At 70.0% G+C, this 23,820-nt stretch carries 12 protein-coding genes; 2 read left to right on the forward strand and 10 right to left on the reverse strand.

The window, feature by feature from the left end; all coding sequences use genetic code 11:
• Nucleotides 1-37: 37 nt before the first annotated feature.
• Nucleotides 38-745 (reverse strand): DUF305 domain-containing protein, encoded by a 708-nt coding sequence (locus tag QCZ28_RS29260; protein WP_279519634.1) that lies wholly within the window; start codon nucleotides 743-745, stop codon nucleotides 38-40.
• Between the two features lie 138 nt (nucleotides 746-883).
• Here QCZ28_RS29260 and QCZ28_RS29265 point away from each other — a divergent pair, with 138 nt between their 5' ends.
• Nucleotides 884-2,329 (forward strand): hypothetical protein, encoded by a 1,446-nt coding sequence (locus QCZ28_RS29265; RefSeq protein WP_279519635.1) that lies wholly within the window; start codon nucleotides 884-886, stop codon nucleotides 2,327-2,329.
• A 291-nt stretch (nucleotides 2,330-2,620) separates the two neighbouring features.
• Nucleotides 2,621-3,847, forward strand: a complete 1,227-nt coding sequence (locus QCZ28_RS29270) for an SLC13 family permease (RefSeq protein ID WP_279519636.1) — start codon at nucleotides 2,621-2,623, stop codon at nucleotides 3,845-3,847.
• 41 nt (nucleotides 3,848-3,888) lie between these two features.
• Here QCZ28_RS29270 and QCZ28_RS29275 read toward each other — a convergent pair whose 3' ends face one another.
• The 9 genes from QCZ28_RS29275 to QCZ28_RS29315 form a co-directional block, all read right to left on the reverse strand.
• Nucleotides 3,889-4,716, reverse strand: coding sequence for a MerR family transcriptional regulator (locus tag QCZ28_RS29275; protein WP_279519637.1), 828 nt, complete (start codon nucleotides 4,714-4,716; stop codon nucleotides 3,889-3,891).
• Between the two features lie 61 nt (nucleotides 4,717-4,777).
• Nucleotides 4,778-6,367, reverse strand: coding sequence for an asparagine synthase-related protein (locus QCZ28_RS29280; RefSeq protein ID WP_279519638.1), 1,590 nt, complete (start codon nucleotides 6,365-6,367; stop codon nucleotides 4,778-4,780).
• Nucleotides 6,368-6,371: 4 nt separating this feature from the next.
• Nucleotides 6,372-7,340, reverse strand: coding sequence for a DUF5715 family protein (locus QCZ28_RS29285; protein WP_279519639.1), 969 nt, complete (start codon nucleotides 7,338-7,340; stop codon nucleotides 6,372-6,374).
• Between the two features lie 428 nt (nucleotides 7,341-7,768).
• Entirely contained in the window at nucleotides 7,769-8,566 is a 798-nt protein-coding gene (locus QCZ28_RS29290; protein ID WP_279519640.1) for an isocitrate lyase/phosphoenolpyruvate mutase family protein, read from the reverse strand.
• Nucleotides 8,563-9,501: a cytochrome P450 gene (locus tag QCZ28_RS29295; protein WP_279519641.1), complete on the reverse strand. Its 939-nt coding sequence runs from the start codon at nucleotides 9,499-9,501 to the stop codon at nucleotides 8,563-8,565. Before QCZ28_RS29295 ends, QCZ28_RS29290 begins: the two co-directional genes overlap by 4 nt.
• A 191-nt stretch (nucleotides 9,502-9,692) precedes the next feature.
• Nucleotides 9,693-10,436, reverse strand: a complete 744-nt coding sequence (locus QCZ28_RS29300) for a winged helix-turn-helix domain-containing protein (RefSeq protein ID WP_279519642.1) — start codon at nucleotides 10,434-10,436, stop codon at nucleotides 9,693-9,695.
• Between the two features lie 222 nt (nucleotides 10,437-10,658).
• Nucleotides 10,659-13,040: a hypothetical protein gene (locus tag QCZ28_RS29305; protein WP_279519643.1), complete on the reverse strand. Its 2,382-nt coding sequence runs from the start codon at nucleotides 13,038-13,040 to the stop codon at nucleotides 10,659-10,661.
• A gap of 62 nt (nucleotides 13,041-13,102) precedes the next feature.
• Nucleotides 13,103-13,405, reverse strand: a complete 303-nt coding sequence (locus tag QCZ28_RS29310) for a hypothetical protein (RefSeq protein WP_279519644.1) — start codon at nucleotides 13,403-13,405, stop codon at nucleotides 13,103-13,105.
• A 14-nt stretch (nucleotides 13,406-13,419) separates the two neighbouring features.
• The gene (locus QCZ28_RS29315; protein WP_279519645.1) at nucleotides 13,420-23,379 is read right to left on the reverse strand and encodes a polymorphic toxin-type HINT domain-containing protein; all 9,960 of its coding nucleotides are present in this window, start codon (nucleotides 23,377-23,379) and stop codon (nucleotides 13,420-13,422) included.
• Between the last annotated feature and the right edge of the window lie 441 nt (nucleotides 23,380-23,820).

The following is a 23,820-nucleotide window of genomic DNA, read 5'->3' on the forward strand; positions in this document are numbered from 1 at the left end:
CTCGCGCCCCGCGCGCCCGGGCCCCTCGCGCCCGGGCTCAGGAGCCGAGGATCTCGCGCATGCGGTCGATCTCGACGGTCTGCTCGGTGGCGACGGCGTTGGCGAACTCGTTGAGCGTCAGGTCGGAGCCGACGGTGAGCAGGTTGGTGGCCATCTCGATGGCGCCCTGGTGGTGCTCGGTCATCATCCGGACGAAGAGCTTGTCGAAGTCCGGGCCACGGGTCGCGGCGAGCTGCGCCATCGCCTCGGGTGACTGCATGCCGCGCATGGTGCCGTGGTCGTGCCCCTGGACCTCCGCGGGGAGGCCGCGGGTCTGCAACCAGCCGCGCATCATGCCCATCTCCGGGCCCTGGCTGGCCCGGATGCGCTCGGCGATGGCCCGCACGTCGGGGTCGGCGGCCCGGTCGGGGGCGAGCTCCGCCATCGCCAGGGCCTGCGCGTGGTGCGGGATCATCATCCGGACGAACCAGACGTCCAGCGAGTTGTGCGGGGCAGGGCCGACGTCGCGGACCTCGTGCGCCGGCCGGGTGGCCGCCGTCTCGCCCGGGCGGCCGGGCGCGATGACGGTCAGGTCGGTGGGGACCGGGCTGACCGTCGGCGACGCGGTCGCGGGGGCGGGCGCGGAGACCGGCTGCGCGGCCCGCGTGCCGGTGTCGCCGTCGAGGCGGATCATCATGAACACCACCAGCGGCAACGCGACAGCGAGTGTGACGATCGCCAGGGTGCGTGCGCGCCGGTTGGTCATGGGCCACTCCCTGCAGTCGAGGTCACCGCGATGCTATCCATTGAAGAACCCACATTCATGTGATCCAGCTCACATCGACGTTCTTCGTCGAGCGGTAACGTGTCAGCCATCGTCTCCCCCTTGCGAAGGGCCCCGCCGATGATCAGACTCCACAAGCCACGGTTACGACAACTGCGCATCGTGGCGCTCGCCACGACCGGCCTCCTCGTCGCCAGCGCCCTCGTCGCCCCGGCGAGCAACGCCCAGACGGTGCCGCAGGCGGCCCCAGCCCCCGCGCTCACCAACACGATCCCCGGCGTCGACGAGATCGTGAGCAGCCCCAACCTGCGTCAGATCGCCAACGTGCCCAAGGTCGCCCCACTGGACGCGACCAACAGCGACATCGCCTTCCAGGGCAAGTACGCGTTCGCCGGCAACTACAACGGCTTCGTCATCTATGACATCTCGCGGCCCAGCGCCCCGACGGTCAAGGCCCGGGTCCTCTGCCCGGGGTCGCAGAACGACATCTCCGTCCACGGTGACCTGCTCTTCCTCTCCACCGACTCGTCCCGCAGCGACGACTCCTGCAACAGCACCGCGCAGGGGGCGGACGTGAAGGGCTCGTGGGAGGGCATCAAGGTCTTCGACATCAAGGACAAGGCCAACCCGCGCTACATCAAGTCCGTCGAGACGGCCTGTGGCTCACACACCCACACGCTGGTGCCGGGCAAGGACCGCAAGGCCATCTACCTGTACGTCTCGTCGTACAGCCCGCGGGCCGAGTTCCCGGACTGCCAGCCCCCGCACGACTCCATCTCCATCATCAAGGTGCCTCTGAAGAAGCCGACCGACGCCGCGGTGATCGCGGCCCCGAACCTCTTCCCGGACGGCGGTTTCCCGGGCAGTGAGACCGGTTCGGCGACCACCGGCTGCCACGACATCACCGTCTACCCGGCCAAGGACCTGGCCGCCGGCGCGTGCATGGGTGACGGCATCCTGCTCGACATCAAGAACCGGGAAGCGCCCCGGGTCATCAACCGGGTGCGTGACGAGGTCAACTTCGCGTTCTGGCACTCGGCCACCTTCAACAACGCCGGCACCAAGGTGATCTTCACCGACGAGCTGGGTGGCGGCGGCGCGGCGACCTGCAACGAGGCTGTCGGCCCGAACCGGGGCGCGGACGCCATCTACGACATCAGCGGCCGCGGCAACGCCCGGAAGATGACCTTCCGCAGCTACTACAAGATCCCCCGGGCGAACGCCGACACCGAGAACTGCGTGGCGCACAACGGCTCGCTGATCCCGGTGCTCGGTAAGGACATCATGGTCCAGGCGTGGTACCAGGGCGGCATCTCGGTCTGGGACTTCACCGACTCGGCCAACCCGAAGGAGATCGCCTTCTGGGAGCGCGGCCCGCTCTCGGCAGACCGGCCCGTCGGCGGTGGCACCTGGTCCGCGTACTACTACAACGGCCACATCTACTCCAACGACATGGTGAAGGGCCTGGACGTCCTGGAGCTGAACGACTGGCGCACCTGGACGGCCAAGCTGACCCGCTACCAGGAGCTCAACGTGCAGACCCAGCCCAGCTACCTGGGCTGGTAGGCACCGAGCCCGCAGCCGGGCCCGGCCCCCGATCTCCGGGGGCCGGGTCCGGCCCTGTTCGAGAGGGCCCGCCGCTCAGCTCATCGGCAGGATCCTGCGCATACCTATCGGACGCGGTGGGGTCGATCGTCGGTTGTCTCCCATCCCGGGCCGGTCTGTCGGGATCGCCGTGCCGCAGCGCCGCGACTGGTCGACCGCGCTGCACCTCGTCGGGCCCGCGCTGGTGGCACTGGTCACCCCGACGGCGCCAGCGCGGGCGGCAGACCCGCCACCGTGTCAACGTGGTCAGACGTGAAGCTTGCCGCCGTCGCACCGCCCGCCACACCCGAGCCGACCACCCGCTGGCGACCCCACCCCCTGGACCTGGTGGCGGTCGTCCTCGCCGTGGTCGGCGCGGCCTGCGCGCTGAGCGGGCTGCTGCCCCGCGCGGAGACCACCGCCACGCTGCACCGGATCCTGCCGCTGCTGCTCTTCCTCGGCACCGTCATCGTGCTCGCCGAGCTGACTGCCGTGGCCGGTGTGTTCGACGTGCTGGCCAGCCGACTGGCCATCGCCTCCCGGGGGAGGTGGGCGGCGCTGTTCCTGCTCTGCGGCGGCCTGGCGACGCTGACCACCCTCGTGCTCAACCTCGACACCACCGCCGTGCTGCTCACCCCGGTCCTGCTCGCGCTGGCGCGCACCCTGCGCGTGCCCGCCGGCCCGCTCGCGGTCACCACGGTCTGGCTGGCGAACACCGCCAGTCTGCTGTTGCCGGTGTCCAACCTGACCAACCTGCTGGCCGCCGACCGGGTCGGGCTGGCGCCGCTGACGTACGCGACCCGCATGGCGTTGCCGCAGCTGGTGGCGGTGACGGTCACCATGGCGCTGCTCTGGTTCACCTGGTGGCGGCGGGACCAACCGGCCGGGGGGCGCTTCGTCCCGCCGGCCGCGCACGTGCCGGCGGACCCGGTGCTGCACCGCACCGCCCTCGCCGGTTGTCTGCTCTTCATCGGCGGGATCCTCGCCGGCGTGGAGATCGGTCTCGCGTCCACCGTCGCGCTGGCGCTGGTGCTGGTCGGGTTCGTCGTCCGCTCCCCCGCCACGCTGCGCCCGGGGCTGGTGCCGGTGCGCCTCCTGCTCTTCGTCACCGGCTTGTTCCTGGTGGTGCAGACCCTCGGCCGGCACGGGCTGGACGACCTGGTGGGCACCCTGCTCGGGGCCGACGGTGGGGCGCTCGGCGCGCTGCGCGCCGGCGGCACCGGAGCGCTGCTCGCCAACGCGCTGAACAACCTGCCGGCCTACCTGGCCGGCGAGTCGGTGCTGCCGGGCGGCGACGCGACCCGGCTGCTGGCCCTGCTGATCGGCACCAACATCGGCCCGCTGGCCGCACCCTGGGCGTCGCTGGCGACCCTGCTGTGGTTCGAGCGGTGCCGGGCGGCCCGGGTCACGGTGCCGGTGACCCGGTTCGTGCTGACCAGCACGCTGCTCGCGGTCACCGGCACGCTCGGCGCGGTCGGCGCGCTGCTGCTGGTGAGCTGAGCGCCGGCCGGTACGGGACGATCCGGTGCGCGGCGGCCGGCTCAGTCGCGGTACACGGCGAGCTGAAGCTCCGTGACGCCCTTCTCCGGGGTGTCCGCGCAGTAGTCCAGGTAGACCTCCCGGGCGAAACCGTCGGTGCGGTAGCCGTTCTCCTCGATCCACCGGGCGAGCGCCTGCATGCTCGGCTCGACGTCGGCCATCGCACCGTGGTGGATGATGGTCGCCGCGCTGCGCAGCGCCGGCAGGTCGCGCACCGTGACGTCGGGTGCCGCGGCCGGCTCGGCGTCGACGAGCACCCCGGCGTGGACGACGACGGCGTCGCCGCCCGCGTCGGCGGGCTCGTACCAGGCGACGGCGGGCCCGCTCGGGTTGACGCCGGCCGCTGACAACCGCCGGAACAGCTCGGGGTAGAGCGGTTGGATCACCGGTCCGATGTCCTCGCCCTGGTAACTGGCCGCGACGGCGGTCAGCTCCGCGACGCGGGCCGGTGCGATCTCCTTGAGTACGACGTCCTGGGTGGTCATCCGACCCTCCGACTCGATCATTCGGAGCCTCGCCTCCACGGCCGCCAACCGGGCCGTGTCGGCGGCCAACTGCTCCGCCAGCTGGCTCCGGCGCAGCCGCAGCATGCCGCGCAGCTCGGCCACGTCGACGGCGTCGTCGAGGATCGCGCGCACCTGTTCCAGGGTGAGGCCCAGCTCCTTGAGGGCGATCACCCGGTTGAGCCGACGCAGCTGGTCGGCCCGGTAGAAGCGGTAACCGGTGTGCGCGTCGACGCTGGCGGGGCGCAGCAGGCCGATGCTGTCGTAGTGGCGCAGCATCCGCACCGACACCCGGCCGAGTCTGGCGAAGTCTCCGATGGTGAACATGGCCCCCTCACACTCGTCCCTGACACCGTGTCAGAGTCAAGCGTGGCGTGCGGGGCGACCGTCAGGGGCGGGCCGGGCGTGGGCCGACCAGCCGGCGGACCATCGGCGCGGCGTTCCACTTGGCCGCGCCGACCAGGTCGCGGGCGTGTTCCAGGACCGTGTAGTCGGGTCGGCTGAGACCGTCGGCGATGGCCCGGTCCAGGTCGTTGCCGCACCGGCTCAGCACGGTGTCGAAGTCCCGCCGGACCGGCTCCTGCAGGTCGTAGCCGAACGAGCGGTGCAGCCGGGCGAAGAGCGGCTTGTACAGCCGGACCCGCTCGTGCAACCCCGACGAGTACGACATCGGGTTCTTCGGGCGGCGGAGGATGTAGTCGGGCAGCACGTCGCCGAACGCCCGCCGGACGATCCACTTCTCCTGGCCGTGGCGCAGCTTCAGATCCACCGGCAACCGCATCGCCAGCTCCACCACGCTGAGGTCGAGGAACGGCACCCGTGCCTCCACGCCGTGTCCCATGGCGGCCCGGTCGACCCGCTGCAACTCGGTGCGGCACAGGTTGCGGATACGGTGCAGGAACAGCCTGCGGGCCGCCGCCGGGGCGACCTGGTGGTACATCGGGTACCCGCCGAACAGCTCGTCGGAGCCGTCACCGGTCAACACCACCTTGATGCCCAGGTCGCGCAGCCGCCGGAAGATCGGCACCGAGACGACCGCGTTGATGATGTCGCCGTACTCGGTCAGTTCGGAGATCCGGATGGCCTCCCGGACGTCGGCGAGCCGGATGTCGCGCGGGCGCAGCTCGACCACCACGTGCGGCACGTCGAGGTCGGCGGCGAGCCGCCGGGCGTACGCGACGTCGGGGCTGTCCGCCACGCCGACGGTCACCGCGACACAGTCCGGGTGGATGTCCCGCACCTGCCGCAGGGTCAAGGAGCTGTCCAGGCCACCGGAGAGCACCACCCCGACGGTCAGGTCGGTCTCCACCCGCATCCGGATCGCGTCGCTCAGCGCGGCGCGGACCAGCAGCGCGGCCTCGTTCGGGTCGTCGATGACCGGCAGGCCGTCGCCGATGGTGAGCAGGTCGACGTACGGGCTCAGGCGCACGTGCCCGTCCGCCTCGGCCCAGCCGTGGTGCCCGGGCGGCACCTCGGCGATCGGGGCGCCGTGCCCGACGAGCGCCTTGACCTCGGAGGCGAGGTGCAGGCAGCCGGGCCGACGGGACCAGTACAGCGGCTTGACGCCGAGCGGGTCGCGGGCCAGGTACGCCCGACCGGTGGCCCGTTCGACGACCGCGAAGGCGTACTCGCCGCGCAGCCGGGTCACCGCCGCCTCGCCCCACTGCTGGAACGCGGCGAGCAGCACCTCGGTGTCGCTCTCGGTGCGGAACACCTGCCCCAGGCGGGTCAGCTGCGCCCGCAACTCCCGGTAGTTGAAGATCTCGCCGTTGAAGCAGAGCAGCCATCGTTCGTCGGTCGAGGTCCACGGTTGCACCGCCCGGTCCCGGTCGACGACCCGCAGTCGACGGGTGCCGGCGAGCAGCCCGTTCTCCGACCGGGTCTCGGTGACCTCACCGCGTGGGGCCAGGGCGGCGAGCATCCGCCGGAAGGTCGCCGGGTCGGCCTCGGGGCCGATGCTCAACGCGATGCCGCACATCGGTTCAGACCCCCATCTCGGCCTCGTAGGCCCGGCGTAGCCGACGCCGGGCGGTGGGCGCGAGACACAGGTGCCAGGCCTGCCCCTCGTCGATCACGTTCAGCTCGCCGGCCTCCTGCCGGCTCAGCAGCAGCTGCGCCAGGGCGTCCCGCGCGCCGAAACGCTCGAACCAGGCGAGCTCGACGTCGACCGAGTAGCCGAGGCAGTGCCCGCTGGGCAGCATCGCCGCGTAGCCGAGGCGGCGCAACCGGTACTGGTGCTCGGCGCTGCGGACCAGGCTGGTCACCCAGAGCGGCGGGGTGGCCGGCGGCGCGACGGCGGCGAACTCCCGTCCAATGTCGTTGAGCAACGCCACCACCTCGCGGCGGGCGCGGCGGAACAGCAGCCCCGCGGTGTGCGGGGTGACGTCGGGTAGCAGCCGGCGCCGCAGCCCGCGCGCGGCCCGGCCCAGCATCGTGGCGGGCTGTTCCTGGTAGCGGAAGCGCAGCAGGTCGCGACGGCGCAGCCACTCCAGGTCGACCAGTTCGGCGCTGCCGTTGACCTGGTCGTCGGTGACGAAGGTCGGCGCGTCCTGCCACCACAGCACGTCGATGCGGGAGAGCAGGTAGATCCGGACCAGGGCGCTGAGGTCACCGGCCGAGGTGCGGTCGTTCGGCTGGTAGCGGGCCATCTCCAGCAGCAGGGTCTCGCGCGCGCCGATGAGCCCTTGCGGGGTGGCGTCGAGGACCGCGGCGAGCGCCGGCTCCCGCAGCCGCTCGTCGATGAGCACCTGCCGGGCCCGGGTGCTCGCCGCGTCCGCCAGGGCGCCGACCTCGACCAGCAGCTCGGCGACGGCGGCCCGGTACGCGGCCAGGTCGGGCGCGGCGGCAGGAAGGCGTCGGGGGGCCGTGCCGGAGGGTCGACGGCGGGCCGGTGCGGTGGGCGACGGAGGCGAGCCGGGCTGCTGTCCCGGGCTACGGCTGGGCACTCGCATGACGGGTCCCTCTCTCCGGTCACGGCACTGGGTAGGTTCGCCCTGAAACACACCGTAATCATCGGGACCGGAACGGACCGAACATTCCTCCTATCTCCCCTCGAAGGGTGCGCAGACGCACCGGCCCCGGGAGGGGGTACCACTTGAATGTGGTGCCTTTGGAGCTGATGTCGTCAACGAATCAACACCGCCGCGCCCTTTCCTGGCGGCGGCCCGCCTGGGGAGACCACCCGAGCGCGAGCCCGAAGCCCCGGAGCAAGCGGGCCCGCGATGTCACAAACGATTCAGCTCCAAAGGCGCCGACCAACGCATCACCCACCACCCACCGGGCCGTCCCGCGCGGGCCGGAACACGGCCCCGCCGACGGGCCGTAGAGCGTGAGCCAAGCCCAGCCCGCCACGCACCGTCGAACGCCCAGGCCGCCACTGTCAGTCGCCGCCCGTCGGCACCAGGGCCTGCACCTCGGCGTACGACGGCAATCCCCCCGCAGCGATGGACCCGTCGTGACGGACGGCGTCGGCGGCGGCGAGCGCGGCTCCCAGCGCGGCCCGGAACAGCAGCGAGCCGGTGCTGACCCGGGCCACCCCGGCCGCGCCCAACTCGGCCAGCCCTGGGCCGCCCGGCTGGTACAACGCATTCACCGGGGCGTCGATCCGCTCGGTGAGGACGCGCAGGGTGGCCAGGTCGACGGTGCCGGGCACGAAGATCCCGTCGGCACCGGCCGTCCGGTAGGCACGGGCCCGGGCGAGAGTCTGCGGCAGTGGGTCGTCCACCCCGAGCCACCAGGTGTCGGTGCGGGCGTTGACGAACAGCTCCGGCACCGCCGCCCGCACCGCAGCGATCTTGTCGGCGACGCACTCGGGTTCGGCGAGGGTGCCATCGGCGCGCCCGTCCTCCAGGTTGATCCCGACCACGCCGAGCCCGGCCAACTCCGCCACGTACTCGGCGACCTCTGCCGGGTCGTCGCTGAAGCCACCTTCGACGTCCACGCTGAGCAGCACCGGCAGCCGAGCCAGCCGGCGGGCCAGGGCGAGGGTCTCCGTCGCGGTGGCCGCAGCGCCGTCGGGAAGACCGGCGGTCGCGGCGACCCCGAGGCTGGTGGTGCCGATGGCCGGATGCCCACGCGCGGCGAGCGCCGCCGCCGAGGCGTGGTCCCACGCGTTGGGCAACAGCAGCGGGCGGCCGGCGCGGTGCAGGGCGTGGAACGCGGCACGACGTTCGATCATCGGACGGTCACCTCCAGGGTTGTCGGCACCCGCAGGGTCGGGTGCGGTTCGTAACTCATCGGGGTGGGGCCGCGCCGGCAGCGTTCCCGCAGCACGTCGAGCACCCCGGCGGCCAGCGCCACGGCGTGCCGGTCGCCGGGGCAACCCCGCTCCCCCGTCCCAAAGGTCAACAGGCCGGCACCGGGCCGACCGGGCTGAAACATCGCGGGCCTGGTGAACGCCTGCGGGTCACGGTTGGCCGCGTCGAAGCGCAGCAGCACCGCGCTTCCGGCCGGCAGATCCTGCCCGCCCACCCGGGCCTCGTCGACTGTGACCCGTCGGGTGGCCCGGACCGGTGGGTCGAGGCGCAGCACCTCGGCCAGCAGGTCGGCGGTCCGTGCCGTGCCCGCCGCTGCCGGGGGAAGCAGGTGATGGGCGGCGGCGCCGATCAGGCCGGCGGTCGCGTCACACGCCTGGACCAGCAGACCGATCAGGTTCGCCCGTACCTCCGGCGGACCCTGCGGCGCGAGCGCCAGCAGCGGTGGCACCGCCCGGTCGGCCCGCGCGGTCAACGCCGGGTCCACCCCCGGGTGGTACGCCGCCGCGACGACCGCGACCGCCGTCGCGGCGGCTGCCGGATCAGCGAAACCGAGGCGAGCGGCAAGCGCCCGCAGCGGCACCGGCCGGGCCAGTTCCCGCATCACGTCGACGCGGTCCCCGGCGCGGTCGAGCACGGCCACGGTCAACCGCGCCGCGTCGTGTCGCAGGTCCTCCGGGTTCAGCGCTGCCAGCCCGGCCACCACGACCGCCCGACGATCGGCGTGCCGTCGCGGTGGACTGAACCGGCTGACGTTGGCGCGCAGCCAGGCGAGGGTGCCGGGCGGACCGCTGTCGACGGCCGGCACCTGGAACGCCGGGTCGGTAAGTGCCGCCTGCACGTCGGCATGCCGGCTCACCCACCAACCGCGCTCCGGTTCGAACGAGGGCGGCCCACACGCCGGTGTTCCCGGGGCGGGCGCAATGCGCGGCCAGTTGTCAGTCACCGCCCGACCGTAGGGCGCGAACCGTTCGCCCCACACCGAACGATGCCGGCACGGTCAGCCACGGATCGGCCGTCCGGCACGCACAACCGTCAGGCGCGCAATCGTCAGGCGCGGCCGCTCGTGGGCGGCGGGGCTACCGGCGGGTCGAGGGTGTGGTCGGGGACAGCCAGGGCCGCGGCCAGGCCAGGGCGGCCGGTGGGCGTGAGCCGGACGGCGCGGCCGCTGCCCCGGCTGATCCAACCCAGGTCGGTGAAGCGGCGGCAGAGCGCCGCGCCGAGCGCGCCGGCCAGGTGCGGGCGGCGTTCGGTCCAGTCCAGGCAGTCGCGGACCACCGGGCGGCGGGCGGCGCGCAGCACGTCCACGGGTACGCCCAAGCCGGTCGCCCAGGCCCAGCCTTCGGGCGTCAGCGCCAAGCCGCTGGACCGGTCGAGCCGGCCCGCGCTGAGCAGCGCGTCGTACATCAGCACGCCCAGCCGCCCGGCGAGGTGGTCGTAGCACGTCCGGGCGTACGCCAGGGAGGCGCTCGCGGTCGCCGCGCGCAGCGACCCGGTCGGTGTGGGGGTGGCCGGGGCGTGCCCGGCCAGGTCCTCGATCAGCTGGGCCACCGACGGCCCGGCCAGCCGCAGGTAACGGTGGCGGCCCTGCCGTTCCTCGACGATCAGCCCACCGCGGACGAGCCGGGTGAGATGGTCGCTGGCCGTCGACGGGGCGACACCGGCGCGCCGGGCCAGCTCACCGGCAGTCCATGCCCGCCCGTCGAGCAGCGCCAGGCACATCCCGGCACGGGTGCCGTCGGCCAGCAGGGCCGCCAGCTCGGCCATCCCCCGACCGTCGGTGCCAACGCTCATCGCCGCAGTCTAGGCCGAGCGGTCTGCACAACGCTCCTGTCGACCAGCGGGCCAGCGCCCGCCGCCGGACCATCGACCCCAGCCAGTTCACCGAGGCCGACGGGCGCAGCTACCGCTACTACGACAGCTACCGCGCTTTTACCGCTGAGAGCGTCGACAAGCGGCGGCCCCGGGGGCCTCCGTCAGGTGGACGGAGGCCCCCGGGGCCGGTGGTGCCGAGGATCAGGCCGGTGGAGCCGTCAGCACGTGCGCGTCGAAGCTGACCGCTGACGGGCCTGCCTTGGCCGCCGATGCCGCAGAACCCTCAAGCTCCCGGGTGACAGCGGTCGTGCTGCCGTTGCGGTTGCGGTAGACCGTCACGAATCCGGGCCCGCTACTCGTCTGGACCGGTGCGATCACCGGATCGGTGACGCCGGTCGTGTCCCGCGGAGGGATGTCGGTGTCGATGACGAGGCGTCGCCACTCACCCCAGGTTCCCGACTCCTGCTCTGCCTCGTACACCCGGTACATCTCGTTGTCGGGGCCACGGGCGGCGACGACGATCCGGCCCAGCACAGGGTCGACGATCGCCGTCGGCGAGCCGGCCGAGACGAAGGTGCCAACCGTCTGCCAGGCGGACGGCCAGGACAGATCGAAATTCTGCTTCTTCATCACGACAGATCCGTCGGCCGCACGGGCCACCACACCGGTACGCCAACCCTGGCCGACGAACGCCCCTGGCAGTCCGGTCACGTTCCCGCCGAGGTCGGTCCAGGCGGAGAGGATGCCGTCGGCGGAGTAGACGGCGGTCTTGATGGTGCCGGTGCTGCTGGTGGCGACGAGCCGAGCCCCGGTGGCAGCGTCAAGTTTGACCGCCGTGAGACCACCGACGATGTTGGCGAGACCCAGGCTCCGCCATGACGCATCGGTGCCGGTCTGACGGTAATGCCAGAGGCGACCGTCGGCATCGACCCCGAATATCACGCTGATGCCGTTGGCGAGGGTGACGGCGACCGGCGGGACAGCCAGCGGCCCGCTGAGTTGTTCGTCGGCCTCCTTCGAGCTCCAGATGTCGGCGTTGGGAGCAGTCTGAGTGTCGTTCCACACGCCGCCGTTGATGTGCAAGGCGTTGATCTGCATCTGCCCGGTGCCGGCCAGCAAATTGAGCGTCGGCCGCCCGGTGAACGCCTCCATGCCGAACATGGGGATGTGCTTGATGTTGTTGAAGCTGAAGTCATCGGGGTTGTACTGGTTGATGATGCGTACCTGGCCACCGTTGTCGGTGTAGGCGTACACGACACCCCCGAGCTGTGCGCCCTGAGCAGGAGCCGACTGCATCACGACGGTGCGAGAGAAGGACTCGATCGGCAGGAACGGAAGCGGGTCGGCGAACCAGCCCTGCAGGTCGACCACGATGTGCACGGTCCCGCTGCTGGCGTTCTTGATTCGCACCTTCCCCTCGGTACCCAGCTTGGTCACCACGAGGCTGGACCGGGCGACGTGGGGGGCCGGGAAGTTGGCCGTGGAGACGGTGTTCGTGGTGCCGTCCAGCGGCGTCACGGTGAGGAACCCGGCGACGGTGGGGCTGACCGCGTGGACGTTGAGGACGGCCGCGGCGATGCCACGGATTGGCAGACCGTTCGTGCCGCCGACGGCCACATCGATGCTGCCGTTGGCCGGAACCGGCGGGGCACCACTCGGGAAACGGCTGTCGTACAGCGTGGTCGCCGCAATCGGACGCAGGCCGGCACCGGTGGTCGGGCTGCCGGTCCAGTAGCCCTGGACGGTGATGGCGACGTGCACGGCCGAACCGCGATTCTCCAATATCACTGAGCCGCCACCGCCGGGGTTCAGCTTGACGACCATCCCCATTGAGGTGACGCCCTTGGCGTAGTCGATGCCGGTCTCCGCGACCGCGCTCGACCCGACCGTCATCCAGCCGTTGCCGGTCGCGCCGATCACCACCACGTCCAGCATGACCGCCGTCGCGGAGGTGGGCACCAGCCCACCGCCGGAGATGTTGGCGGTACGCGTCCCACTCGTGGGCATGGTGCCGGCAGTGATCCCCTGCCCGGTCCGGCTGTCGACAACCCGGGTGTGGTTCACCGGCACGAAGCCGGAGCCGACGCTGCCGGTGGCTGTGGTGAAGTAGCCCACCACGTCCACGCGGATGTGGACGTTGCCGCCCGCGTTGCGCACCGCGAGCTTGCCGTTCGTACCGGGCTTGACCACCGCCGAGTTGGTCATGACCTCCCCGATAGAGGCGTTCATGGCCGAAGCCTTCGGGTCGGTCAGGTCCGGGTAGATGGTCAGGAACGTGTTGGCGGTCGGATAGATCGCCGTCACGTCGACCATCAACGCGCTGACCCCACTGGCCGGGATACCTCCGATGCCGACGGCGTTGAAGGTGGTGACGGACTTGGCGCCCCGAACACCGGTCGTGCCACCGGTGCCGTCCCGGGTGTCCAGGAGGGCGATGCTGTCGATCGGTACGTAGTCACCACCCCTGCCGGAGGCGTCGGCTTGTGCGGGAATCGGCGAGACAACCATTGCCAGCATGACACCGAGGGTTACAAACATACTCCCCAAACGGGCGCGGCGGCCTGACTGTACAAACTTTTGCATGCAAATTCCTCCGAGGAGAAGAAGTGACGGCGAAGATGGCGGGAAAAACTCGCACAATATTCTCAGCGGTCCGACTGCAGCTCCTGGCGACCCCTTTCTAGATTCCCAATAAGCGCAGCCAACTCCGGGGGTAGTGCAGACTGGATTTGAACCGCCACCTCTACCACCAATTTTGCCGCCCCTACTACATCTTCTAGCTCACAGTCATCGGAGAGTGCGTTCAAAAGACCGGCCAGCGGCGTGGCCAGCTCGCGGTCAACCACCTCCGGCAGACTGTCGAAGTAGCCCATGTCGTCCGTGAAGATCAGGTCAACAAGTTCCCTCGCCGACCGCAGGAATTCTTCGACGCTTTCATTGCCAGCCATCCTTGTTACCGTTCCTATTCGGGCGTTTCGGGTGTTTCGTAATCGATGCCAAGGCGGTCAAGGCGAGGAGTGCAGGCAGTGTCACATGGATATCCGACCGTACCGTGAGCACCATTCGGCGGCGAGTTGATGCCTCTGACCCTGACGACCTCCATTACACCATTCTTGAGAGCCTGTGCACCCTCGGCGCGCTCGGCAAGAATAAGGCACATGGTTTCGGCGCATCCGGCATGATCACGCTTTCCTAACGTCTTTACCAGACGTTCAACGACGCCACCAGGCGTGGGCAGGAGATCGTGGCCGTTGTAGCCGAAGTAGCTGCGTCCTGACGATGTTGTGAATTTTGCGGCATACACGATCCCGCCGGACTTTCCGCCGTGAGGTCGGAGGAAATCTGCGTACCCGAGCAGATCCGCGGAGGGACCACAGCCCGCGTTGTGAACAAGTAGCTCGCTGTCACCAGCCGCCACGTAATAGGTGTGGATGGTATCAACGGTGAGGTTGTAGACCTGGCGTTGCTCGGTCCACTTTCGCGTGGCAACCACAGACGCTGGCCTGTGGTCTGCCGTCTCGAAGACGGAGCCCCTCGCCAGATCCTGCGCTTCGACCCAACGGCCTTGATCGGCGACCCAGAAGGGGTGGCCGGTCGTAGCGGTCAGCTTTTCCGTCCGATCAGCCTGCTTGCCGTCAGTATCGACCGTGATCTCGATAAGATCTTTGCTACCCGCACCGACGATCAGTGCCGTAACGGCGCGTTCCTCGGTGCGGCCAGTGGTCGGATCGGTGGCAAGCACCTTCTCGCCGATCTGCACCTGGTCAATGCGCTTGGAGTTGCCGTCCGCCATCAGCACCCGGGTCTCGCCGGTGAAACTGTTCATGGTGGGGCATCTACCTAGCAAGCCTCGACCAATGCTGCGGGCCTCACCGATGCCCGCGTTCAGCGCCTTGCTTCCCGCTGACCGGAGCCCGCCGCTCAGCCCACGGATACCCGCGCCCAGCGCCTGGCCGCCGATGGAGCCGAGCGCACCACCGAGGGCGCCGGTGAGACCACCCATGGCGGTGGCGCCGGCGAGGTCCCAACCGCGCTTGCCGTCCATGTAACCGGTGACCGCCGAGCCGACCGCGCCGGCGAGCGCCCCACAGGCCACCGCCCCGACACCGGTCCAGCCGATCGCCGCGCCGCAGCCCAGGCCGACGACGGCACCGACGGCGAAGCCGGCGATCTCGGCGGCGTGATCCTCGACGAACTGGGTCGCCTTGTCCCAGATCTTCTCGGTGCCCTCGACGAGCGGTGCCAACTGCTGTGCGGCAGCCAACCAGAGGTTCTGTTTGAACTTCTGTGGGTCCTGAATGGCCATTGTGGTGACCGCAACGACGCTCGCCGCCATCTTGAAGCCGGTGGAGACCACCTTGCCGAGCGAGATGAGCGGCTTTGTCAGGGCCTGGATCACCGGCAGCTTGGTGAACTTGACGGCTTGTTTGATGGCCGACTTCGCGGCGGCGGTCACCGCGACCTTGGCTTGGTGGATGCGTTGCGCAACGGCCTGTGCCTGCTGTTTCGCCCAGTTGACGGTGCCAGCGACCTTGGACCGGATCTGGTTGCCGACGTACCGGACAGCGTTTATCCCCTTCTCCACGAGCTTCATCGCGGTGTCGGAGATCGTTCGGCCGACTGCCTTGAGGCCGGACCAGGCGTAGTTGATGACAGTGGAGGTGAAATTCCTGGCGTAGTTGTAGACCGCGCTGGCGCCACTGACCACGTTGGACACGGTGTTGCTGACCGCGCTCGCGGCACGCTTCACCCAGCGCGGCCAGTGCCCGTCCGGGTCGTCGAAGTCCAGCGGGGCGCCAGCACCGTAGGTGTAGCGGTTGGCCAGGACCGAGTCGCCGGTGGTGTAGTTGACGCTGTCCCGCGAGGTGAACGTTCCGGTGCCGGGCTGGTACCAGCGGGCGCCCATGTCGACCTGCCCGGTGTCCGGGTCGGTCCAGTCCCCCTGGAAGCCCAACCGGCCGGTGCTGCCGACGCTGGTCACCTTCTTGCCGAACGGGTCGTACGCGGTGGAGTCGTTCAGTGTGGACAGTTGGGTGTCGGCCGGGTTGATCGCCGCCACCACGTCACCGTGGGCGTCGGTCAGCGACAGGCGCTTGTCGGCGCCCTGGGCGGTGGCGAGCAGTTCGTCGTTCGGGCCGCGACCGTAGTACTCGACGCCGTCGTGCACCACCTCGTCGCCCAGGCCGGCGTAGACGAAGGAGTTGCCGGTACGGGACGTGAGCCGGTCCAGGCCGTCGTAGCTGTAGGTCTGGTCCTGCGCCGCGGTGAGGCGGTCGAAGGCGTCGAACGAGTACTGCTCGGCCAGACCGGAACTGGTCCGGGTCCGCAGGGTGCCCCGCGCGGTGTACGCGTAGGTGTAGTCGCCGTCGGAGAGCAGGCGGTTGCGCTCGTCGAAGGTCGCGCTCTTGGATCCGGCGCGGATCCGGTTGCCGCTGGCGTCCCAGGCGTACGTTACGGCCCCGGCCGGGCTGGTCCAGGAGATCAGCCGGCCGGCCTTGTCGTAGTCGTAGGTGTTGTTGCCGGCGCCGGCGGTGCCGGTGGTGTTCTTGCTGGTGAGGTGGCCGTTCAGGTCGAAGCCGTAGGTGACCGAGGCCACCGTCTGACCGCCCGAGTTGCGCAGCACGTCGCTGGCGACCCGCCCGTAGTCGTCGTACCCGAAGGTGCGGACGCGGCCGGCGCCGTAGTCGACGGTCTTGACGTCACCGGCGGCGTCGTAGTCAAGCTTCTGCTGCTGGCCGGTGATGCCGTCGGTGAGCGTGTCGAGGCGACCCTTGAGGTAGCCGAAGGTGGCAGTGCCGGTCAGGTCCGTGCGGCTGGTCACCTGGCCGTCGTCGTTGTAGTCGAAGCTCGCCGTGCCGGACGGGCCGGCGGTGGACAGCAGCCCGCCCCGGTCGTTCCAGCTGTAGGTGTTGCTGCCACCGGGCGCGTTGACGCTGGTCAGCCGCCCGTCCTGGTCGTAGTCCAGGGTCCGGGTCGCGGTCGGGGTGTCGCCTCCGGAGCCGGTCTCCACTGTCAGTCGACCGGCCGCGTCGTAGGTCCGCACGCGGCTCACCCCACCCGGGGCGCTGAGCCGCACCGGGTTGCCGTCGGCGTCGTACGCGACGGTCCAGGTCCGGTCCGCGGCGCTCGGGTGGCTCGCCGTGGACGGCTCGATCGCCGACTCCGGCAGACCCAGGGTGTTGTACGTGTAGATGGTGGAGTTGGTGCGGCCGTCGGTGTAGCGGGTCCGGTTGCCGGCCGCGTCGTACCCGAAGGTGGTGGTGATTGGGTCGGCGTCGGTCGGCTCGACCTGCTTCACGAGCTGGTCCGCAGCGTCGTACTCGTAGGTGGTGACGGTGTTGTAGGGGTCCGTCGACGAGGTCATGTTGCCGGCCACGTCGTAGCCGTAGCTCTGGGTGCGCAAGACCGTGCCGTCGGCCTTGAGGTTCGTGGTGCTCGTCCGGTTGCCGAACTGGTCGTACCCGATCCGGGTGGTGCGGCCGAGTCCGTCGGAGACGCGGACCTGGCGGCCGGCGAAGTCGTACCCGAAGATCGTGGCCTCGCCGGTCGGCGCGGTGCTGCGGGTGATGTCACCGACCCCGTTGAAGGTGTTGACAGTGGTCGCCCCGGTCGGGGACGTCGACGAGACCAGGTTGCCCGCGTCGTCGTACGTGAGCTTGCTGACCAGGTTGCGGGTGGTCGGCCGCCGCTCGACGACGGTCTGGGTGACCTGCCGGTCGAGGTCGTCGTAGGTCGACTCGACCCGGGCGCCGGTCGGTCCGGTGACCGAGAGGACCTCACCGGTGCGGGTGTACGTGTAGCGGGTGAGCGCGCGGTCGTCGTTGGTCTTCGCCGGTTCGTCCCGGACGGTCAACCGGTTGAGCTGGTCGTACGTGTAGCTGGTGACGCCCGCCGGGTCGGTCTCCTCCAGCACGTTACCCAGGGCGTCGTAGCGGCGCTTGTGCTCCGGGGTGACCGTCTGGGACACCCCCGGAGCCTGGTACGTCGGCGCGAGGCTGCGCACCATCCGGCCGAGCTTGTCGTACTCCGAGGTGGAGACTCGCCCGAGCGGGTCCTTGACGGCGACCTGCTCGCCGAAGGTGTTGTAGCCGACCGAACTGGTCGGGTTGGTGGAGACGGCCGTGCTGCCGTCGCTCTCGGCCAGGACGGTCGGGCCGCTCTGCACGGTCTGGCGGCCGAGTTCGTCGTAGCTGAAGGTGCTGGTGTACTTCGCCTTGTCGGCGCCGGAGACGTTGCCGCGCGGGTCGGTGACCGAGGTCCGCAGACCGCGCCTGTCGTACGTGTAGCTGGTCACCCTGCTCTCGCTGCCGGCGGTGACCTTCTCGGTGAGTACGTTGCCGGCGTCGTCGTAGGTGTAGTCGACGACCTCGGAGGTGGCCAGCACCGTCCAGTTCAGGTTCGACGGGTTACCGGTGCGCACGACCTGCTTGACGTTGCCGTCGTAGTAGTAGGTGAAGGTGTTGGTGCGACGCACACCGGTCGGGTCGAGCACGGTGCTCTGCACCTTGCCGGCCTTGTCCGGCGTGTGGTCGGTGATCTGGGTGCCGTTGGCGCCGACCTTGCGGGTCACGTTGCCGGCCCCGTCGTAGGTGTTCTCCTCCACGACGTAGTCCCGCTTGGAGCCGTCCGGGTTACGGAAGTCCTTGAGGGTGATCTTCTCCAGCAGGTCGTCGCGGTAGTACTTGTACTCCAGTCGCCGGCCCATGGCGTCGGTGTCGCTGGCCAGTCGCCCGGCGAAGTCGTACGAGTAGGAGTGCAGGACCAGGTAGTCGCCGGTGCCGGTGCCGGTGCCGGGGGTGCCGGCCGGGTCGCTGCGCCAGTCCCGCAGCCGCACCTCGGCCACCTTGTTCTGCGCGGTGTACGCCCAGTCGTAGCGGTTGCCGTTGGCGTCGGTCATTGTCGTCTTGTTGCCGAACCGGTCGTAGCCGTAGCTGGTCTCGTTGCCCTCCGGGTCGACGACCCGGACCGGCCGGCCCTCGTCGTCGTACTCGGTGCTGGTGACCCGTTCGGGGTCACCGCCGAGCAGGTCGGAGACGGTGACCTTGGTGGGGTTACCGTCGGCGTCGTACTCGTTGACGGTCCGGCTCTGGTGCTGCTTGCCCATGACGGCATCGGTGGTGACCGGCCCGGTGACGGCGGCGACCCGGGAGTGCCCGTCGTAGGTGATCGTGGTGGTGACGCCCGCGGGATAGGTGTCGGAGATGACCTTCTCGGTGATCCGCCGGCCGAGCGCGTCGTACGTGTACTCGGTCACCAGCCCGGACGGCTCGGTCACCTTGTGCAGGTCACCGTTGGCGTAGTACGCGTAGCTGGTGGCCTTGGGGCGCGCGTTGGTGATGCTGCTGGCCAGCAGCCCGGACGGGACGAAGCCGTTGATGCCGACCTCGCCGCCGCTCGTGTAGGCGTGGGTGACCGTGCTGCCGTCCGGGTTGGTCTGGATGCGGAGCTGTCCGGTGGAGTGGTACGTGAAGGTGGTCAGGAAGTTGTTGTCGGTCGGCCCGGTGGATCGGCCGTCGCGCTGCGCCACCGCGAGGTCGATCAGCGGGTCGAGCGGATTGGTGATGGTGGCCGAGTAGGTGTAGTAGTTCGTGAAGCACTGCGTGGAGGTACGGCAGCTCTTGCGGGTGGCGAGACGGCCCCTGCTGTCGTACGTCATCTCCACCGTGTCACCGTTCTCGTTGGTGACCTTGCTCTGGTAGCCCTCCGCGTTGTAGGAGAACGAGCGGATGGCCATGCCGTCCAACGGGTGCCGCACGAAAATGGGTCCACCTGCGTCGCCGGGGATCACCGTGCAGAAGGCCGGATCGTTCGGGTCGGGCTGGGTGCAGACCTCGGTCGGCGGTGGGCTCGGGGTCGGGCTGGTCTGCCCCGGCCGGTCCTCCTCGCGGATCTCCAGTCCGAGCGGGGTGCCGGAGCGCAGCAGACGACCGGCGAGCGCGTCGTACTCGTACAGGTAGGGACGGTTGGCCGGGTCGAGGACCTGGACGCTGCGCCGCAGGTCGGTGTCGCCGCCGTAGACGGTGGGCTGGCCCACCTTCCAGGTGCCGCCGTTGTCGTCGGTGTACTCCTTGACCCGGTCGGTGGCCGTGTCGTACTCGACCTCGGTGGCGACCCGGCCACTGGGCAGGGTGACCCTGGTGAGCTGCTGGGCGGCCGGCTTGGCGTACTGGAAGTGCGCCCTGGCCGTGTCCGGGCCGATCGGGTGGGAGTAGACGGCGACCTCGTCGATGGTGCCGGCGAAGTAGCGCTGGGCGGTGCCGCCCCAGGCCGGCCAGGACGTGGGTGAGGTCGCCGAGGCGAGGCCGACCTGGTTGAAGGTCAGCAGCGAGTGTTCGATCGGCTGCCCGGTCTGCCCAGGGGGATTGGTGACCTTGACCCCGTCGAGGTACATGGTCTGGGTGTTGGCCATCGCGGACAGCACCACGTGGTGCCACTTGTTGTCGTTGACGGTGCTGGTCGAGGTGATCGGATCGATCGTGCCGTTGGCGAACTGGCCCCGCAGCTTGCCGTCGATGCCGGTGTAGAGCAGGGGCGCGCCGCTGGTGGCGGCGGTGCCGACGGCCTTGTCCTGGTAGCCGATGAGTGGGCCACCGGTCTGGGTCAGGCCGATCTTGAACCACAGCTCGACGGAAACGTCGCGGCTCTTCTTCACCAGGCCCTTCGGCAGTTCGAGGTACGCCGAGGTGCCGTTGAAGGCGGCGGCGGTGCCGTTGGTGCCCTCCAGCACGCCGGGCTGGCCCAGCGTGACGTTGTTGCGGTACGTGCCGGCGTCCTTGCCCAGGTTGATCGCCACGTCGCTGGCCGCGCCGGTGCCCTCGGCCTCGCCGAGGTGGTAGTACGAGTCGGGCTTGGCGTCGAGGACGGCGGTGCGGTAGTGCGAGCCGGCCGCGTAGTCGTAGGTGGTGCAGGCGGACTCCGGGCCGCAGACCTTGGTCAGCAGGTCACCGTTGTAGGTGTAGTTCCAGGTCAGCTTCGCGCCGTTGACCACGTCGGTGCTGACCGTGGCGATGCGGTTGCCGTTCCAGGTGAAGGTGAGCGAACGGCCGGCGGTGTTGCTCTGGCTGTTGGCGACCTGCGCCCGGGCGAGCTTGCCGGTCATCGGGTCGAGGATCAGGTTTACCGAGTGCCCGGAGTTGTCGGTGATCTTCTGGAGTTTGTTGAGCAGGGAGAACTGGTAGGTGCTGCCGGTGCGGTCGACCAGCTTCCAGTTGCTGCTGTCGACGCTGAGCTTCGCGACCCGGCCCGGCGGCGGCGCGTACGTGCCGTCCGGGTTCTTGCCGAACCGCACCTCCTGGCCGTCGGGGTAGCGGACGACCACGTTGCCGGTCCCGTCGTTGTCGGGGACCAGCGTCATGTCGTACCGGCTGGACCAGCCGGCGCCGAAGACACCTGTGGTGCGGGGGTCGAGGCTGTTGTAGGTGCGGACCAGGTTCAGCTCCGGGCCGACGGTCACCACCGTGGCGTCCACCGCGGAGGTGGCGAAGTTGCCGGTCTGGGCGTCGAACTCGCGGCCCTGCTCGGCGCCGGGCGAGGTGGCGATCCGGGACAGCAGGTCCGGTTGTGGCACCGAGCTGATCATGGTCGAGTACGGCGAGATGACCTCGTTGGCGCTGTCCTTGACGAAGGACCGCCACAGGTAGCTCTTGCCCCAGACCATCCGGCCGGCGGGCACCACCCAGGACTGCTTGGCCTGGTAGCCGGAGTTGGTGCAGTTGGTGGCCGCGCCGGCGTCGGTACTGTCGCAGATCTCGAACTTGAACGACAGGGTGGCGCCGGGTGCGGCGTCGGTGTCCACGGCCCGGGCCCAGAGCAACGGGGTGAGCGTCGGGGCCTGGTAGCCGTTCTCCGGGTAGAGCTCCTGTACGACAGGCGGAACGTCGAAGACCTGGAGCACGATCCGGCCGGGTGGCACCTGGTGGTCGGTGAAGACCGCCCCACCGGTACGCACCATGGTGAAGTCGAGGAAGTAGGAGCCGGGCTCCAACCGCTTGACTGTCGCGTCGAGGGTGACCTTCGCGCCACGGGCCAACGTGGTGGGCAGGTTGGCCGCCCGCTGCTGGGTCACCGCGGCACCGGTCTGCGCGTTGTAGACCCGGTAGGCGAGGTAGTAGTTGGCCGGCGTCCACGCCTCGGCACCGAGGTTGGTGACAGTCACCTTCACCTTGCCGTCCTGGTTGCGCAGGACGGGCGGCTCCGGGGTGGGCTTCGGGATCGCGTACCCGGCGTTGTACGGGCTGTGCGTGACGTAGAGCGCCGGCGGGTTGGCCGTGCCGGTGCCAGCGAACTTCTTCCACGCGGAGCTGTCGGTGGTGGACGCCCGCAGCGAGAGACCGTTGTTGGCCTGCTGGCCGTTGGCCCACCGCTGCACCAGGTTGCGGCCGGCGACGCCGAGGTCGAACATCTCGCCCGCTGCCGGGCAGGCGGATTTGGACTGGCCGAGTGCGACGTACCCGTGGGCGAACGAGCGGCTGACCAGCGCGCCACCCACTGCCGGCCCCGGGTACGAGTAGCCGGTGCCGGCCGACCACGACCCGGTGACCGGGTGGACGGTGACCGCGCGCGCCTTGCAGGAGGCCGCGTCGAAGTTGACAGCGGAGAGCGCCGCGCCGTGGATGGTGTGGTTCTGGAGTCGGCTCACCAGGTTGCCGAACTTGAGGTAGGCCGCCGCGTTGAAGTCGCCGCCGCAGTTGCTGCCGGGGCAGGCCGACGAGGGGAAGCGTCCGACGAGCAGCTCGGAACCGCCGGAGGTAGAGCTGCTGCCGTGCACGGACATGCTGCTGTCGGCGTTGACCGCGTCGACCGGCGGGCCGACGGTCGGGTCGACCTCGACCGGGTAGTGCCGGGCCGGGTCGGTCAGCCAGGCCCGGTCGGGGGTGACCTTCAGCGCCGTCTGCCCACCCGTGGTGATCAGCTCGTACGCGACCTTGGTCGAGGTGGCGGGACCGGCCGCCCCCGAGCCGGCGTCCACCATCCAACCCGGCGGGATGACCCCCCGCGCGTTGCCGTCGCGGTCACTCAGGACGATCTGGCCGTCGACCAGTTTCGCGGTGAGGTTGCGCAGGCTCAGCGGGAACACGTACGAGGTGGGCGCCTTGGCCGAGTGCAGGACCAGGGTCTCCTTCACACCACCGGCTCGGGGCTCCAGGCGCAGGTCGACGTCGGGGCGTACGCCGGGGTAGGTGACGGCCGTGCCGTCCACCCGTCCCGGTGCGTTGGTCGCCTCGGCCAGACCGAAGCCGAACTCGGTGTCACCGTCGAAGCTCAGCCGGGCCACCTGGTTCGCGGCGCCGTTCCCGGCGAGGTGCAGCCCGACCGAGTCGGCGGTGGTTCCCCACCCGTCGGCGGCGGGCACCAGAGTGTGGTCGATGGGTGCCCAGGTGCCGTCCGGCTTGCGGTAGTTGATCGGGGCGGACGAGAACTCGGTGGTCTGGGTGCCGTCGGCATTGTCGAAGACGCGCTGGTCGACGGTGCGCTCGGCCGGCCGTTCCCGGCTGGTGCGCTTGTCGAAGCCCGGGGTGTCGTCGACGGGTGCGGTGGCCACCGACGCCTTGTTGCGTCCGGGGGCCGGCTTGTCGGCGAGCTTGTGCGGCGGGTACTGCCCGCGCAGCGACTTCGGGAGGTCACGGTTGGGTCGTCCGGGCGTCACGTGCGCCTTGCCCGCCGCCGAAGCCCATGCCTGGCTTGGTTTCGCGCCGCCACCCCGACCGGTGGAGGCGACACCGTCGCGGTCCCGGGCACCGCCCGCCGGCAGCGCGGTCACCCCGCTGCCACCCAGGTTGAGCATCAGCACACCGGCGAGGGCGGCTGCCAGGACGGATCGGGTGGTGCCGGAGCCGAACACCGAGCGTTGCCGGAGTAGCCGACCACGCAGATCGGTCAGCCGACCGCGCGGGTCGGGCAGACGCCGAATGCTGAAGGACATGGTTGGTCACCCCTGGATCGAGGACGGGCTGAGCGGCGGAGACAGGCACGCGCGGGCCGCGAGACCGGCGAAGGCCCCGCACAGTCGTACGTGTGATCGCCGTACCTCTCTGCGGGCACGGCGGTACGGCATCGACCCAGCGGTCGACGAAGAACTCAGGAGATAGGAAGAGGCAACTCGGGTGGACGGAATTCACGCCGGAGCGGCTCGTCCAACAAAACCACTAACGCCTCACCACGGCACAATGCCGCCGGGTCAACGGTCACAGCTTCACACCCCCGTGTGCTGTTACTCATCGATATGCCGCTGTAGGTTGCAGCACCGCCAATCGGCTGTCAAGCCACAGTGGCCGGATGTCCGTTGGTTAGCGCTGCGACCTAGGACGATTACTTCCGGTAAGACGAAGGGGCTTTAATGGCGTAGGTCCGTTTACTGCCGGCA

It is taken from the genome of Micromonospora sp. DH14 (assembly GCF_029809455.1).
GTDB classification, from domain to species: domain Bacteria; phylum Actinomycetota; class Actinomycetes; order Mycobacteriales; family Micromonosporaceae; genus Micromonospora; species Micromonospora parva.

Bases quoted from the DNA above. Each gene is read 5' to 3' on its own strand.
- QCZ28_RS29260 (WP_279519634.1), bottom strand. From the start codon at position 745: ATGACCAACCGGCGCGCACGCACCCTGGCGATCGTCACACTCGCTGTC.
- QCZ28_RS29265 (WP_279519635.1), top strand. From the start codon at position 884: ATGATCAGACTCCACAAGCCACGGTTACGACAACTGCGCATCGTGGCG.
- QCZ28_RS29275 (WP_279519637.1), bottom strand. From the start codon at position 4,716: ATGTTCACCATCGGAGACTTCGCCAGACTCGGCCGGGTGTCGGTGCGG.
- QCZ28_RS29280 (WP_279519638.1), bottom strand. From the start codon at position 6,367: ATGTGCGGCATCGCGTTGAGCATCGGCCCCGAGGCCGACCCGGCGACC.
- QCZ28_RS29285 (WP_279519639.1), bottom strand. From the start codon at position 7,340: ATGCGAGTGCCCAGCCGTAGCCCGGGACAGCAGCCCGGCTCGCCTCCG.
- QCZ28_RS29290 (WP_279519640.1), bottom strand. From the start codon at position 8,566: ATGATCGAACGTCGTGCCGCGTTCCACGCCCTGCACCGCGCCGGCCGC.
- QCZ28_RS29300 (WP_279519642.1), bottom strand. From the start codon at position 10,436: ATGAGCGTTGGCACCGACGGTCGGGGGATGGCCGAGCTGGCGGCCCTG.
- QCZ28_RS29305 (WP_279519643.1), bottom strand. From the start codon at position 13,040: ATGCAAAAGTTTGTACAGTCAGGCCGCCGCGCCCGTTTGGGGAGTATG.
- QCZ28_RS29310 (WP_279519644.1), bottom strand. From the start codon at position 13,405: ATGGCTGGCAATGAAAGCGTCGAAGAATTCCTGCGGTCGGCGAGGGAA.
- QCZ28_RS29315 (WP_279519645.1), bottom strand. From the start codon at position 23,379: ATGTCCTTCAGCATTCGGCGTCTGCCCGACCCGCGCGGTCGGCTGACC.